Genomic DNA, 14,602 nt, shown 5'->3' with positions numbered 1-14,602 from the left:
GGTCCCCAGCCGTCGCGTTTGAAAGTTCTGATCTGGGGAACGTCAAATTCCAATTGCCAGGAAATTAAAGCCAAGCACCTTAAAAACGCCGATTTTTCTGGTGGGGAATGGCAATTACTGAAAAGGAAGAAAAGGTCCCCAATAGACCTACCTGGGGGGTGGGATTCTCACGGACTTCAAAGGCTTGTTGAAAAGCCTTGAAATTCCCTCTGTTCTCGCCATCGCGAGCGACCGTGGATGCCACCTTTGTGCCCTGGCTTTGGGCATCAGTCAACAGGACGGCGAGCGGCAATTATTTCCGTTTTCCGCCCAAAGCGGACTTCATTTCTAGGCTAATAAGCTTTCTAGCGAGTAGCCCCACTGGTATGGATTGAATCCGCTCGACGGCCGCATTGGTGGTGAGCTCAAACGCGCGGCCAGCGGAAGAGACGTTCTTTCGAGACGCGGAAACGGTGGTGCGGAAACATCTCCATGTACCAAACGAGGTGGCCACGACAAAAGTCTTTGAAACCTTCATCAGACCACAGGGTCCTAAGCTCGGTTTTGCTAAGTCGTTTTTCAATTGCCTCACTTTGTTTCCTATTGAAGACTCTCCCATTATACGGGTCCATCTTCGGCCACGTGCGGTTTTGGTGCTGCCAGTGTCCGTGGGGTGTCGAGGGATATGGATCGGGATCGGCCTTAGTAAAAACCCAACCGAGATAGGTGAAATGAACGACGCCGGGCGGCGACGCATCGCTCTGATCGCCACTTTCCGACAGCTTCGAAGCCAGCGGGGGTTCTGGATCGCCGTGATCGGCCACAGGCTCGTGATTTTCGTCTTCCTCAATGCGTGGATCGGTTATGAATCCTGGTAGGTCAAACACCCATGCAGCGACATCGCAGCGCTCCCTAAATTCAATAATACCAATGAGCCCGAACTCGAAGTGCAACTCGGCGAGCGTTACCAATGTGGAGTAGGACATGGGGAACTCATTTCCTGGCTATGATGGTAAAATCCTAACGGCTCCATTGCGCCCGTGAGACGCCCGCAGCACAGCTCGAAAGCGGACAATGTGCGGAATGCTACTGAGGTCGGTCTCGGTCGACACGGTAGTATGGGGGTCGGTGATAACTGGGTTACCTACCGGTTTGACGCCGGTGAAGGATATCGCTTACCTCCTCGATCGCGGAGCATACCGAAGGTGTGTTCTGGATTAACGCCAGCGCCGAGACGCATAGACGGCGCCGGGAGTCCTTCATGCAGACCTTTCCAATCGACGTCTCCACGCCTTGGGCATCCTCAACGTAGTGATGCAGCAGACTCGTTTGAGACGGATGCACCCACTCGGACAGCCCCCTATAGGTCAATTCGTTACCGCTTTCTTGATGACCTGTGAGGTTGATCTCGACCTCGAACATATAACGCATGGCGTTCAGAACATGGACTCCTTGTGCGGCTTCGGCCAACATTCTTTCTCTGGCCTCATCGGTGAAATAATAGTCGTTCAGCGAGTACTCGCCGCCTTTCAGGGACTTCTGCTCATCCACCTTGATGCGGGAGCTGTTGACGAATGCCAACACCTTCTTGCCAATCCGATCAAAGTCATCCCCCTCTGCCGCCTTGGTGACTTCATTGAGCGCGTACATGCCGACCGCATGGGTTTCCATTAAGCATCGCGCCAGAATGCACGCCGATGCCGCGCGATCCGCATCCACAAGCAGGACCGCGTCGTCAAAGAGATCGATGACACGGTTGTTGACCGTTCGGCCGAAATTGGCGAACAGTTGCCCAGCGGAACCGGGAGCGGCTCGCCCGTAGGCCCGCCCTAACCGTTTGGCCATCCCGGCTCTTGCCCTAAGAGAAGCGAGATGGATAGTCTCCGTCTCCGCCAAAAACTCTGCTACGCCATACTCCTCGCTCACCTGTCCGCTCCCAAACTCGATCCCCGTTCCACGTCGAGCAGGCCGGACCGCGAGACGACCGAAAAAATCGCTTCGGACACCTCTTCGGGACCGCGACCTGCCTCAATCACATGACAACGTCCCGGATCACGTTCTGCGGCGGCTAACAAGGCTTCCCGGATCCGAACGAAATCCCTAGTGGCTTCGGAGGGATCCTGATCGATTGCGTCGCCCCGGGCGGCCCGCCGCTCCATTGCGACGGCCGGATCGATATCGAGCACGAAAGTCAGATCGGGCATCGTCTCGCCGACGGCGGCTTCGGTGACTAGAGAGAACAGCCGCTCTGAAACGCCGGTGCCATGGACCTGAAACGCATAGGTTGAGTCCAGAAACCGATCGCTAACGACCCAGCCGCCGGCCTTCAGCGCCGGTCGGATCACACTCCTTACGTGGTCCACCCGCGCCGCCGAAACTAGCAGCATCTCCTCGAGCGGAGACAGCCGGTTCGGCCTTGGCGCGATCAGGATGCTACGCACGCCCGCGCCGATCCAACCGCCATCGGGTTCCTTGGTTTTGACGACTTGCAAGTTCATCGAGCGGAGTGATGCGGTCAAGTACTCTGCCTGTAACGATTTTCCGCTTCCGTCGATACCCTCGATAGTTACAAACGGCAATGCTTCCCCCTATATAGTGCAGCCAAAGTCTCCCGAAGCGGTCCGAATGATTAGATCCAGCGTCGTCACTTTCGTCTCGGCCGGCATGCTCTCGCCCAAAAAGCGGGACCACGTGCTGGCGCGCCAACAGCTATATCTGAACTACGGCGCGCTGTCTTTGGCGACCAAGTTGCAACTGGCCGGTCACGACGTCGCTCTCTTCCACGGCGAGCATCGCGACCCTGAGGACCTCTTTTGTCAAATACGCGATAGCGGCCGTTTCCCGTCGATCTATCCGCTTATGATCTCGATCCCCAGCTTCTATGCGCTGCCATGGGCGCAAGCGTTCTGCAAGCTGGCAAAAGCCGCGGATCCTGAATGCCGGCTCGTTGTCGGTGGGCGGTGGGTGGTCGGACCGGATCCGGAGTGGCTTCGGGGGCTGCTACCCCAAGCCGACGTCTTGGCCCCCGGCCTCAGCGAGGGTGTCATCGAGCGACTCTTGACCGAGAGCCCCGTGCTGAAGCGGGTCGCGGAGCCGGCTCCGGGTTTCACCCTCAACCATCTCCTTGTAGACGGTTATCGACGATACCAACCGAGTGTCGAGGCATCGCGCGGCTGCGGCATGGGCTGCGCTTTCTGCGAGGAACGGGATATCAAGGTCGAGAAGCTAGGTGACGCCGCCACATTGGCGGCATCGATGGCGTTGGTCGGTGAACAATACAACGGGGAGGAAATCCGACCCTATCTGCAGTCCTCGATGTTCTTGCCAACCGCTCGGTGGGCCTCTGCATTTGCAGTCGAAACGGCGAGGATCGGACTTAACATGGCTTGGCGGACCGAGACGAGGGTCGACGCCATTACCACGCAGACGCTCGTCTCGCTAGCGGAAGCGGGCTTGCGCGTGATCGATTTGGGCCTCGAGACTGCATCGCCCCGCCAGATCCTGGCGATGAGAAAAGCCGACAACCCTGACCGTTATCTTCGTCGGGCTTCCGAGTTGTTGGAGACATGCCGGGACCACGGCGTGATGGCTAAAGTCAACGTGCTGCTTTACGCGGGAGAAACTGAGGAAACCTTGGCTGAAACGACCGCTTGGCTTGATGCCCATGCCAACGCCATCGCTGGGGTGTCGGTCGGTCCGGTCATTGCCTACGGCCCACCCAAGACGGCTGACTTGCTACTCGATGACTGGCGTCGTCTTGGCGCGCGGCCGGTCGACACGACCAGCGCGGCATCTACCGGGATAACGACCATGCACCTAAGCACCGCCTTTCCCGCCGAAGCGGCGGAAGTTGCGAGCCTCCAGCTCTCTCGCAGATTCATGGACGAAGACGCTTACTTCGAGCTCAAGAGCTTTTCATATTATCCCCGGGATTATCGTCGCGCTGACTTCGAGCGCGACGTGGCCGCGTCCGACCCGGCGAAGCTCCCGTTTACTGTCCGCAGGCGCGACGCGGCCAGGGTTGATCATGACCAGACTTTCGATGAGGCGAATTTAAAATGAGGCGAAGTTTATGAACGTTAAGATGATTAAGGACCCGATTCACGGGTCGATCGAGTTTGAGGGAGAGGCAGAGCTTCAACTTAAGTCCATGCTCGCCGACCCGTTCTTCCAGCGCCTGCGCCGGGTGAAGCAACTGGGTTTTTCCGACTATGTCTTTCCCTCGGCCACTCACTCCCGATTCGCGCACTCACTAGGCGTTTACTCTGTGGCCAAGCGCATGCTGTCTGTAGTGGAACCTGACGTGCGGAACGGCGGCTGGAGCCTGAAGGGTCGAGCTTGTCTAGCCGCCGCCCTACTGCACGACATTGGCCATGGAATGTTCAGCCACGCCTTCGAAAAAGCGATGGAGTTGTTCGTGGATCGCAATCCACAGCCTGAGAACAGCGCGCTGCAAGCCGCGGTGAACCATGAAAAGGTTAGCCCTAAGATCGTAACCGGCTCGTCTATCGCCCGGACCTTGGTAGAGATGGGTGGTGCCGAGTTCCCAGCTATGGTGGCAGGCATGATAGAGAAATCGGACAAAACTTGCGTCTACACCTCGCTCGTCTCGAGTCAGTTAGATGCTGACCGCCTGGATTACGCCAAACGCGACCCTTATTTCGCTGGCGTCTCCTCCGGCGGGATCGACCTCGACTGGTTGATCCGCAACTTCCATGTCGGCTCCGGTGCGAACGGCCGCTTCCTTTACGTCAACAGCAAGGCCTATATCTCGTTGGAACAGTTCACGGTGACCCTGTTCCAACTCTATCCGACCTTGTATCTACATAAGCGCACGCGGGGTCTCGAATACATGTTCTCCCTGCTGATGAGCCGGGTGTTTGAGCGCATCGCCGACGGCGACGAAAAGGCCGCCGGCCTGCCATCAAACCATCCTTTGGTCCGGTTCTTCCGACAGCCCGACGATCTCGACAACGCGCTCCTCCTCGACGATACCCTTTTCTGGGGCTCGTTACACCTATTCCAAGAGGCGGGGAGTGGGCCGATCCGCACACTTGCTAACCGCATCACTTCACGCAAGTTCTATCCGATGCTCGACGTCTGGAAACTCGCGGACGAGGTCGCCGCCCAAGACGGCACCCTAGCAAACCTCGACGCAGCCCAGCGCGTGGGCGTGCTGCACGATATATGCGAGAAAGTGTCGGAAGACCTACACAAGAAGAGTGGACTGTGGACCGAGGCCTGCTACTACGACAAGTACCCGCGACCTATCTACAAACCGCTGCACACCGAAGGTGGGCATCCGCAGCAGATCAACGTCGAAGTCGGCGGCGATATCGTTGATATCGCCTCCATATCTCCAATCGTCGCCAGCGCGGCGTCCTTCAGCATACATCGGATATACTTCGACGACGCGGACGAAGGATTGGGCGAGCGACTGGCGTCGGAGATACAGTCAAGCATCCGACGTGGGCTGGCAGAAGAGTTGAGGGGATAGTCACTCCACCTAAGTGGCTTCCGGCTGCACGCGAGATCATCGACCGCATCGGGTCCGCCTGTGCTTTCCGATTGAAGAAGCGCTGTTGTAGGAACAAGAGCGAAACCTCTCCCCCTTGGCCACCAATTGGGCGAGGGCCATGTCGATAAACGCGCAGAAACCGTTCCCCTCGCATTCAAGCCCGAAGGGAAAAGGTGAAGTTCGAGGGCACCTGTAGGTCGCTCGGTAACCACATGGAGTCCAGGGGGTGGAACTCGGCGCTCTCGCTCCATTGAAATGTTGAGGTGTCAGGTGGTGCCATTTGCACCAATGCAGAGCTGGAAAGCTCGCGTATGCTTATGACGTCAGCAGCGCAAACGACGCCACGTACCACGGCAATAGAGGAAATCGTAATCTGCACGATCTTCCAACGGTCCGCCATACGCGCAGCAACATCGAACTCATGTCGTGATAACAGTACGCGATCAGCAGTGGAAGGAACGACAGTCTTGATTTCCAGACCAAACCGATACTGCTGGGAGTTCAGCTCGATGTCGTAACCGAAGCGATCAGACACGAGGGAGACATGCCGAGGCTGACGGTTCAACGCGTGGAGGGCCGCTATGACCATCAGCTCACCCGCATCACCGATACGTTTGAGAAGGTCGTCATCTTGGCGCCCGTATAGCTGTTGGTGGGCTGCAACAATGATCGGGTCCAAATCTGGTCCGAGCCAGGACAGCGCTTCGAGGTCTTGTGCAGGGATGAATTCGGTAGCTAGCTGACCTTCGACTACGGAGCTGCGAAGCCAGTCTGGTGGTCGACGGACAATAAGAAGACGAGCAATGCCCTTCAACGTCGAAAGATCAGCAGCCTGGTCGAGCTTAGATAGCTCGTGCATGATCTGTACGCCACCTTCGACCTTTGCCAGTCCCACATCGAGCAAGAGCTCTGCGGTGCCGTTCAGATCTAGTGACGCAGCCATATGGGTGGGCTTGTCCAAAGCAGCGGTGATCCACGCCTCGGCGTCCACGCAATGCCGCACCCGCGCGCTATAAGCGAGCAGGAAAGTCGCGTGACATCTTCCTCTGCTAGGAAGGTCGGGCATCGCTGCTCGCTACTAGGTGTGCGTTAACTGCTGAAAGGTCATCTTGAAACGCCGGAGTTCCACCCGATCCCTCGTCTGATGCAGGGAGGGCGATCCGAACCAAGCCTGGATCGTCCATCAGGCGAGCAAGCGCTTCAACCTTATCAACGAGACGCCCATCCACAGTGTCGTCTATGGAACCGGCGCTGATCAGAAGAGTGAAGCGGGTTATCACATCACTCGCCAAACCAAGTCGATGGATACGGTCCTGGCTCTGAAGAAAGTGGCCGGCATTAAAGGTTCGATCGAGGTACACGGCGTGATGGCACCAGTGATGCAAGCTGACGCCTTCGCCGCAAGCCGCTGGATTAGCGAACAGCACGGTGCAATTTGGATCATGCCGAAAGCGATCGAATTCTTTCTCTCGAGAGACTTCGTCGTCTGTGGCCATATCGTCTGACGGAACGCCTCCGTGAACTAGCGCAGGTTGGTAGCTATCAACTCTGCGGGCCAGCGCCTTAATATTCCGAACAAAGCTCGACCAAACGAGAACCTTTTCCCCTCGAAGCGCTGCATTTTTGATTATTTCTTCAACTCGCTCATACTTCCACGGAAGTTCGAAACTCCCGTAGCGCGCCAGTAGGTCTGCCAGCGGTTCCCCACCATGTAATTTGATAGGCGGATGCAGAAAAGCGGGATCGTCTCCATCATCAGAGCCCGCGGTCAACAGCATTGGGTTTGTGGCGGCCTCAAGCAGGTACATGACGATGCGCCCAAGTCGTTGCATCTCATGCCTGCCACGATCCGGTAAAGCGAAGGACGATCTGTATTCGCCCACCAGTGCCTGATAGATCGCAGACTGGATTGGCCTCATTGGCTCCCGCACAACTTCGAATTTCGTCTCAGGCAGCTCGAGCGCTGTTTTGGGCGTTCGGACGAAATATCGACGTACCGCCTTATTGGTGTCGATGAGCACTTGCTCGTCACGACCAAGCCTTTCGAAATACGCAGCGTCGGGGAGAATCTGCCGATCTTGCCCTGGGTAAAGGAAGCTCACCAATGCGACGAGGTCATTGGCTCCTTGAGGTGCAGGGGTGCCCGTAAGAACGTCGCGACGCTGAGCAGCATACGCGAGGTCTAGGACTGCGCGTCCGTGAACGCCTGCCGCCCCTCGTTTGACCCGATGAGCTTCATCGAGAATGACTTGGGTCGCATCCGCGGCAACAAATGCACGGACTGTTTCGTAATCGCTCGCGGTTCGGTTGTAGTTCGACAAGAGGACGGTAGTGTCCTGCGGGATGATTGTGCCAGGGCCGGTATGGATTACGAATTTTGGCGGGACCTCGAAACAGGCGACAAGTTCCTCTTTCCAGGCTCCAAACGCTGCGATTGGGCCGATGACCGCCAGGCGGCGGATTGCACCGCGGGCGCGATGAAGGGCGAAGCCTGCGAGTGCGACAGTCGTCTTACCTGCACCCGGTACCGAGAAGTCCGCCCCGTGAGGCAGGCTCATAAGTCGATGCAGATTTCTTAGCTGGAATTCCTTCAAAGCTCTCTTGAAGCCCGATGCCCCAAGTTGCTTCGCCAATGAATCTAAGGAAGTGTAGTCGGGTTCTCCAGCATCGACAACCGCTTCACGACTTTTCCGATCCGAAGCCATAGATCGAAGCCTGTCCGATAGTGTCGGCCCCGGCTCAAAGCGCTCGCCAAAAACCGCCTTCAGCTCCCGCAGAACGTTGAGCTCGGCGAGAAATACATCGGCATGAACCACAGTGTGGTTTTGTGAACCTGACTCGATACCTCTAGCAAGTGCCTCCTGAAGGCGCGCCCACGCACCAGAGTTCGTGTCTGCTGCACGCTCGACGATCACTGTCGGACGACCTTGCCGGTAAAGCTCTGCTTTGATCATTACATCGACTCGAGCTTGCCGGCGGCAATCTTCACATCTTCAATCAGCTTCTTGAATCTGTCCTCGTCCCATCCACTCTGAGCGCGGGCTTTCGGAAGAGACGTTCCTGCGCGAGTAATCTCATCTAAAGCTTCCGATAGCCGGAGGATCGGTGCAATAACCGCTTGCACATCCTTTGCTTCTTCACTCGCCTCTTTGGCGGCCGCGGTAACAGCGCTCTTGACAGAATTCAACAGATTCTCGACCGGAACGGTCGCGCCATCGGGCAAAGTAACGATTTCGTCAGGCGTGCGCTGGGCTAGGAACGATAGAACTGCAGTTAAGTCTTCGGGCTGTGCAGGGTTGCCGCCAAGCACGTCGTCCAGGAAATCGTCGGCAGAATCGGCTGGCTCGCTTACGGCGACTGTCAATAATTGGGCGAGGGTTGGATCCGAGATGAATTCGCCCTTGACGAACGCGGCCGCGTCCTTTCGCCGGAGGTGTCTTAAGTCGCGGTAGTTTACACCAGCGAGCGTGCCAATGAAGTATACGCTGCGAACGGACGCTGCCTCATCCGAAGCTTTGTCCTTGATATGTTTGGTTAGTTCTTCGAAGGCGGATTCGTTCCCAACGAAATCTGCGTGATGGCGTGTTCCGTTTGAAAGGGCGACAAGCTGATGAAGTTGCTGCAGCTTCTCATACTGTGCCCGAACCTTCTCTGGCTTTAGGCGCATTCGTTGGGCGACGCGATCCCAATCCTTTTTAGATGCGATGAAGATTTCCTCGATCAACAACGCTTCGTTGACCCAAGAATAGTCTTCCCGAAAGTCCTTCGCGACTTGCAACTCGGTCTCGAGATCGATTAGCTCATCCGCAGTGGCGTCCGACGGTAACACATAGGCCCTCACGTACCGTGCCGTTGGCAAAGTCTCGTCTAACCATAGTGATCTCAGTCCAGCAGTACGCCTGTTTCCATTAATAAGGACACCTTCCGCCGTAACGACGGCCGGCTCCTGTTGGCCCCGCGCGCGTAGATCGTTCTTTAGGTCGTCGAACCCCTCTTGACCGGCGAGGATAGTGAACTGTGCGTTCTGAGCAGTAGTTCCAAGGGGGTCCGATGAGAACAGGTCGAGGACGCCTTTAGTTTCGATTTCCCTCATCTGTTCGGCACGCGTTCGGTGATTCAGCGTTGAAAACCGAACCCAATCTGTCGGCACGTTTACAACTGGAAGCTCCTTTTCAGGTCTTATCCACTGAGGGAGCAACTGCTTCGGTGCAGTCGCAACGCGCGCTGCAAGAAAATCGGCCCGTTCTTGATCCAATACAGGGTTCAACGTGGTTCACTCCTAAATACGGTCGAGCGTCCTGGTCCAAACCGCGACGCTATAGTGGTTCTTGTACCGCGGTCACCGCGCGAGAAACCGACATACCCTTCGTAAGACTGCAGCAAGGTTGGGTCGATGCCGAAAGCCGAATATAGGACACTAGGGAAACGGAGTCGGCGGCCACCCTGCCAATTCCACTCGGAACGCTCGGCCCCCACTTCATAATCGACCCGCTCCGGCATTACCCATAAGCACGGTGGAGGAATTCTCTTGCCGTCGACTTCGACAGCAAGCGATGCCTTTGGGCATGGACGGAGGGGTGTTCCACAAGTTGCGTTGTGAAAGATCACTCCGTCAACGGCATCTTGATAGGTCGATGAAAAAAAGCGATTTCGGAGTCGGTTGACACCTTTAGCGACATGCTCCCCGGGTTCATACTGCAAGCTGTCGCACAGCCACCAAAGATATGACTCTACAGCCCAATCAGGTGTAGACCAGTTCACACTACTATGAGCCCCATCTGGGCATCCCTTTTGAACAATCGCGACGCTTCCGATGCCTGGCACCTCAAGCCTGTAGACCGTGTCGTCGCCATATTCAGGTATATCGAAGCTGGAGATGGATCCTGTATCGGCGAACCATTGTAGCAGCCCGACCAGAAATTCACGACGTGCGGAGTTACTGGCAGCGGCACTGCCGCGGATTCTCTGGATGGCAGCAGGCAATGCAAGTTCAAAGTCGGCGGAGCTCAACCCCTGCCGCTGGAGAAACGCATGATCGGCAGCCATCGCTTTCACCGCGTTCACGACCAGATTGATGACTTCTTCCGGAGGTGCACCCGGATGTCGGCACGGTGCCGCCGTTTCGCCCGCCACGTATTAACTCCTGATTGATGATTGATTCCCCAAGTCAAGAGGATGACGGCAAGTGTTGTGTTAGGCAAGATGTTGATTAGTATACGGGATCCGAAACCGCGCGGTATAATCATACCAGCCACGTGATGAGATTCAGCGTAAACGACGTGACGAGCCTTCAACCGGCTGCCCATGGCGACGTCTGCAGCTCTGGGTTCTGTATCCGTCGTTGTCCCAGGCCCTATTCTGCCGAGCCAAGAAACGCCCTCAGCCTCGCCGAAAGGTCTTCTCGGGCAGAGACCTTCGTATCGCACTCCCAAACCGTCATCACGTCCCATTCGGCTTTTCGCAGCGCTTCGCTGTTTCTTTCGTCGCGCTCGATATTGCGTGCAATCTTAGCGTGCCAATAATCCGCGTTGGACTTCGGCTTCCGGGCCCCACGGGAGCAATCATGCCCATGCCAAAAGCATCCATGAACGAACACCACTTTCCGCCGGCCTGGGAATACAAGATCCGGTGTGCCGGGAAGCTCCTTCCGATGCAACCGATAGCGGAAACCCAGACTGTGTATTAACCGGCGCACGATCATTTCGGTTGTTGTGTCTTTCGACTTAACTGCTCGCATAACCGCACTGCGATGGGGGTCAGTCGTTGTCGATTTCATCACTATTCTCTGTCTCCACCGACGCCGCGCCGCCCAGTGCTTGATACCTGCGCTCGGCGAGCCACTGCAGCCGTTTGGCCTGCGTGAGAAGCACTCGCCTCAAGCCACCCTGGACCTTGCGTTCTGAAATGACCTGGGCCAGGCGGGAGATGATCAACGACCGTCGAGCAATTCGAAAATCGGGATGACTGCGAATCTCGGCCACTTTGTCCGACACGACCCGCATACGGAATGGTTGCGGCATTTCTATTTCTACTGTGGGCGGGGGTGGATCCTTCTCGTTCAAAATCGCCTTGAACTCGCTGCCAGCCACCGCATTGGCGTAGACAGCATGTTCCAGAGCGTTAAGGCAGGCTTTGGCATACTCACGTTGGCCGGGTTGCAGGTTCTCGAACTGCGCCAACGGATAAACCTCGATCTCGAAGACCTCGAACGGGTCAAGTACTGACATTGCCACTGCGTCGGTTCGCTGGTTTGTCAAGTGACGACGAATGCGCGAGCGCAAACGCTCGTTCGTCTGCCCCACGTAGATCGGCTCGCCGTCGTAGTCGTAGAAGATGTAGACACCCCATCGAAAGTTACCGACGGGTCGTTTGGTGCCCGCAACGGGATCATCGATGGTACTGTCGAGGAACCTGGCTAAGTTAGAGCGGAGGTCTTCGGTTTCGAATGGTGGGATGTTGGTCCCGTCCGGTTTGTTTTCTTCCGCCATTCAGCGCCTCCGGATTGGCGTCATCTCCGATTCGACCTGTACTGTGCAGGCACGGGTGACCGTCGTCTTGCGGCAGTCCACGGATGCGCTCGGTCGCGCCGCGGAACAGGCCGGAGTTATAAAGCTCTTTCTCATCCAGTCCGCGCTTACCAAGCTAGTGGGCTCTTAAGTGCCTCTGCAAACTTTTCGATCTGCTCCCGAAGGTCGCTGTTTTGTTCGCAGGGAATAGCGCTCATGCCGCCGCGGCATCTTTCGTTTTGAGCTCGCGTAGCAGCGGCTCGATCACATATTGGGCGAGGTGCCGTACAACTGGGACTGCGACACCGTCGCCTGTAAGGTGGTAGGCCTCGTTATAGTTCTTGGGCAGGACATATCCCTCGGGCAAGCCCATAAGCCGGGCTGTCTCCCGCGACGAAATCAAGCGCGATCGTATGCGATTGCCATCAACAACCACGATCACCTGGCGGCTAGATCCGCCGGAAGGCGTACGCAAGCAACCGGCGAGATCATCGAACCGGACTTCGGCGCGTTGATATTTCACGCCATCCTCTACACGAGTGCGTTTGTAGACGGCGCCGACCATGCGACGGCCGGCGCGCTTAGCGGCCTCCACCTTCGCTAGGTTGATCGGAGACATTTGGCCGAGCAGCTTCGTTGTTTCGACCGCAGAATGCCACTGGACGCTGTCCGGCTCTTCCTCGATCAAGTCAGCGAACACGGTGTTCCGGTGCGGTGGCGTGGGCATGTTCCACCAAAGCCACTTTGCCTTCGCGGCGTCATTCACCCGCTCATATGCAGCCTGCAGCCCACGTGTATGGAACGGTTCGATCGGACCCGGGGCAACAATGGCATCGTCGACATCGATTTCCTCACGCACGCCGACGACGAAAAGGCGCGGTCGCGAATGTGGCACGAACAGCGCGGCATCGATTACAAGCGCACCGTAGCGGTAGCCATTCTCTGCAAAGGTCTGACAGATCGCTTCGAAGTCCTTGCCGCCATGAGACGTCAGTGTGCCTGTAACATTTTCTAGCGCAACGACCCGAGGTGCACGGCCCTCAGTAATGAGCGACTTCACGATGTCCCAGAAAGGATAGAACGTGCCCGAGCGCTCGCCGCGGAGACCTGCACCGCCGCCGGCGAGGGACAGGTCCTGGCAGGGAAACGACGCCCAAGCGAGATCGGCGATGCCAGGCAATTCGCTCGTCTCGACCTTCCGGATGTCACCAACCTTCAGCACGGTCTGCTTGTCTTTGTCCCAGTTAGACTGATACGCAGCACCCTTTTTGAAGTCAAAGTCGTTGGAGAAGACACATTGCCAGTCAGAACCGAGGCCGGCTCGAGCCATTCCTCCACCAGCGAAGAACTCGTAAAATGTCGTTTTGCTGCCGTCGGTCATTTGGCCCTCGTGAAACCCGGATGCTTCCGAATCAGCATACTTTAAGGGTCGTTTACGGTTCGTTCTCCTTCTAACATCTTTTGTGCAGATTCCTAGAGCTCTTGGGCGCATCACGAAGAAAGTCCCCAGGGGCGTAAATCGGCGTAGGCTGAGGTGCCGGATCGAATGCCTTTCTGCCGTCGCAATGCTGACCATAAACGCGAAGCCGCTTGCATGGTGAGGCACGAGCCGGACGGCCAGCAGGGGGGTGTGCCGCGGATGGCGGAGATTATTTCCGATTACTAACCCTTGAACACTTGTTTGCGATGATATCGGAGGAACTGCGGGTGCGGCCGCTCGTCAGCCCGTGACGGCACAAGCAGACGTCGATCAGGATTGATGAGCCGGGTGATGGTGTCGGGTACGCCGCCACCTGCGATCAACAAACTGTAGTCATCATCAACCGAGATTAGCCCACGGTCGAACATCCAGTGCACTGTACCGGAGAGTGCGATGCCATTTCGCACGCTGTCCGGGCCACCGTTCGCCACGGGGCGAATGTGCGCTGCCTGAACTTCCGATCGTCCGCCGCCGTTGATGAGCTTGAGGCCGGTGACGGCGCAGGTGTCGTGGTAGGCCGTCTTTATGGCTGCGGAGAAAGCACGGTCCCGGAAGGGGCGTTGAAGCACCTGGGTGACGATACGGCGCTCGATGCTGTCGGCTTCGTAGGGCATCTGCGGGTTGTCGCCAAATCCGATGCGCGCGTCCTCGGCCGGATCCGGCGCAGACCGTTCGCGGTCACGCTTCCCGAGGACATGCGCGAAGCCGGCGCCGAGGATCAGGTCATACTCGGCGTCGGGGATGTTCCGGACAGCGCGGCCGAACGCGCCTTTGTTCGTCGAGCCGTCCTCCTTGCGCAGGCCGCTCTCGTAGTAACGGTCCGCCTCCTTGAACGGGACGGCATGATCGAAGGGCAGAAAGTCCTCGATCAGCGCGTAGAAGTGATCGGGCTTCGATGGATCTTCGATGATGTCGGCAATTCGTGCCGTCGCGAAATATGCCTGCTTGCCGCCGGTCTTCATCAGGTCGCCGCTCGGACGCCTCGGTTCATAATAGACGATCCAGTCCCCGCGCGCCGCCTCGACCTGACGCAGATAGGTGCGCGGAAAATGATACCGCTGTTCCGGGAGATCGTCGTAGGTCGGATCGACCTTGGTGGTAAGTATGGCCTTCGCCATG

General features: G+C 57.2%; 13 protein-coding genes. 2 read left to right on the top strand and 11 right to left on the bottom strand.

Translation table 11 applies throughout. From position 1 onward, the window contains the following. Nucleotides 1-404 precede the first annotated feature (404 nt). The 3 genes from IB272_RS01970 to tmk all read right to left on the bottom strand — a co-directional run bounded on the left by IB272_RS01970 (nucleotide 405) and on the right by tmk (nucleotide 2,558). Nucleotides 405-965, bottom strand: coding sequence for a hypothetical protein (locus IB272_RS01970; RefSeq protein WP_192444205.1), 561 nt, complete (start codon nucleotides 963-965; stop codon nucleotides 405-407). 154 nt (nucleotides 966-1,119) lie between these two features. After that, the gene (locus tag IB272_RS01965) at nucleotides 1,120-1,905 is read right to left on the bottom strand and encodes a hypothetical protein (RefSeq protein ID WP_192444204.1); all 786 of its coding nucleotides are present in this window, start codon (nucleotides 1,903-1,905) and stop codon (nucleotides 1,120-1,122) included. After that, on the bottom strand, nucleotides 1,902-2,558 hold the full coding sequence (tmk, locus tag IB272_RS01960; RefSeq protein WP_192444203.1) for a dTMP kinase: 657 nt from the start codon (nucleotides 2,556-2,558) through the stop codon (nucleotides 1,902-1,904). Before tmk ends, IB272_RS01965 begins: the two co-directional genes overlap by 4 nt. 46 nt (nucleotides 2,559-2,604) lie before the next feature. Between tmk and IB272_RS01955 the strand changes: the two genes are divergently transcribed. Both IB272_RS01955 and IB272_RS01950 read left to right on the top strand, forming a co-directional pair. After that, nucleotides 2,605-4,041: a radical SAM protein gene (locus IB272_RS01955; protein WP_192444202.1), complete on the top strand. Its 1,437-nt coding sequence runs from the start codon at nucleotides 2,605-2,607 to the stop codon at nucleotides 4,039-4,041. Between the two features lie 10 nt (nucleotides 4,042-4,051). Then, a complete protein-coding gene (locus tag IB272_RS01950; protein ID WP_192444201.1) occupies nucleotides 4,052-5,476 on the top strand; it encodes an HD domain-containing protein in 1,425 nt (474 codons plus the stop codon). 175 nt (nucleotides 5,477-5,651) lie between these two features. Here the strand turns inward: IB272_RS01950 and IB272_RS35540 are convergent, their stop codons facing one another. The 8 genes from IB272_RS35540 to IB272_RS01910 all read right to left on the bottom strand — a co-directional run bounded on the left by IB272_RS35540 (nucleotide 5,652) and on the right by IB272_RS01910 (nucleotide 14,601). After that, nucleotides 5,652-6,488 carry a DUF3883 domain-containing protein gene (locus tag IB272_RS35540; RefSeq protein WP_192444200.1) on the bottom strand — a complete coding sequence of 279 codons (837 nt, stop codon included), beginning with the start codon at nucleotides 6,486-6,488 and terminating at the stop codon, nucleotides 5,652-5,654. A gap of 58 nt (nucleotides 6,489-6,546) precedes the next feature. Beyond that, nucleotides 6,547-8,451 carry a DEAD/DEAH box helicase gene (locus tag IB272_RS01940; protein ID WP_192444199.1) on the bottom strand — a complete coding sequence of 635 codons (1,905 nt, stop codon included), beginning with the start codon at nucleotides 8,449-8,451 and terminating at the stop codon, nucleotides 6,547-6,549. Then, entirely contained in the window at nucleotides 8,451-9,764 is a 1,314-nt protein-coding gene (locus tag IB272_RS01935) for a ParB/RepB/Spo0J family partition protein (RefSeq protein WP_192444198.1), read from the bottom strand. The genes IB272_RS01940 and IB272_RS01935 overlap by 1 nt, the downstream gene beginning before the upstream one ends. After that, nucleotides 9,761-10,630: a hypothetical protein gene (locus IB272_RS01930; RefSeq protein WP_192444197.1), complete on the bottom strand. Its 870-nt coding sequence runs from the start codon at nucleotides 10,628-10,630 to the stop codon at nucleotides 9,761-9,763. Before IB272_RS01930 ends, IB272_RS01935 begins: the two co-directional genes overlap by 4 nt. A 220-nt stretch (nucleotides 10,631-10,850) precedes the next feature. Continuing rightward, nucleotides 10,851-11,234 carry a very short patch repair endonuclease gene (locus tag IB272_RS01925; protein WP_348646775.1) on the bottom strand — a complete coding sequence of 128 codons (384 nt, stop codon included), beginning with the start codon at nucleotides 11,232-11,234 and terminating at the stop codon, nucleotides 10,851-10,853. Between the two features lie 19 nt (nucleotides 11,235-11,253). Continuing rightward, on the bottom strand, nucleotides 11,254-11,985 hold the full coding sequence (locus IB272_RS01920; protein WP_192444195.1) for a GIY-YIG nuclease family protein: 732 nt from the start codon (nucleotides 11,983-11,985) through the stop codon (nucleotides 11,254-11,256). Between the two features lie 232 nt (nucleotides 11,986-12,217). Next, nucleotides 12,218-13,384: a DNA (cytosine-5-)-methyltransferase gene (dcm, locus tag IB272_RS01915; protein ID WP_192444194.1), complete on the bottom strand. Its 1,167-nt coding sequence runs from the start codon at nucleotides 13,382-13,384 to the stop codon at nucleotides 12,218-12,220. A gap of 281 nt (nucleotides 13,385-13,665) precedes the next feature. Beyond that, nucleotides 13,666-14,601 carry an HNH endonuclease gene (locus tag IB272_RS01910; RefSeq protein ID WP_192444193.1) on the bottom strand — a complete coding sequence of 312 codons (936 nt, stop codon included), beginning with the start codon at nucleotides 14,599-14,601 and terminating at the stop codon, nucleotides 13,666-13,668. Between the last annotated feature and the right edge of the window lies 1 nt (nucleotide 14,602).

It is taken from the genome of Ensifer sp. ENS08, assembly GCF_014852195.1.
Classification (GTDB): domain Bacteria; phylum Pseudomonadota; class Alphaproteobacteria; order Rhizobiales; family Rhizobiaceae; genus Ensifer; species Ensifer adhaerens.
The sequence above is the reverse complement of the archived record's forward strand: the minus strand, read 5'-3'. Positions and strand labels throughout refer to the sequence as shown.

Bases quoted from the DNA above. Each gene is read 5' to 3' on its own strand.
- dcm (WP_192444194.1), bottom strand. From the start codon at position 13,384: ATGACCGACGGCAGCAAAACGACATTTTACGAGTTCTTCGCTGGTGGA.
- IB272_RS01925 (WP_348646775.1), bottom strand. From the start codon at position 11,234: ATGCGAGCAGTTAAGTCGAAAGACACAACAACCGAAATGATCGTGCGC.
- IB272_RS01940 (WP_192444199.1), bottom strand. From the start codon at position 8,451: ATGATCAAAGCAGAGCTTTACCGGCAAGGTCGTCCGACAGTGATCGTC.
- IB272_RS01950 (WP_192444201.1), top strand. From the start codon at position 4,052: ATGAACGTTAAGATGATTAAGGACCCGATTCACGGGTCGATCGAGTTT.
- IB272_RS01970 (WP_192444205.1), bottom strand. From the start codon at position 965: ATGTCCTACTCCACATTGGTAACGCTCGCCGAGTTGCACTTCGAGTTC.
- IB272_RS01920 (WP_192444195.1), bottom strand. From the start codon at position 11,985: ATGGCGGAAGAAAACAAACCGGACGGGACCAACATCCCACCATTCGAA.
- IB272_RS01955 (WP_192444202.1), top strand. From the start codon at position 2,605: ATGATTAGATCCAGCGTCGTCACTTTCGTCTCGGCCGGCATGCTCTCG.
- IB272_RS01910 (WP_192444193.1), bottom strand. From the start codon at position 14,601: ATGGCGAAGGCCATACTTACCACCAAGGTCGATCCGACCTACGACGAT.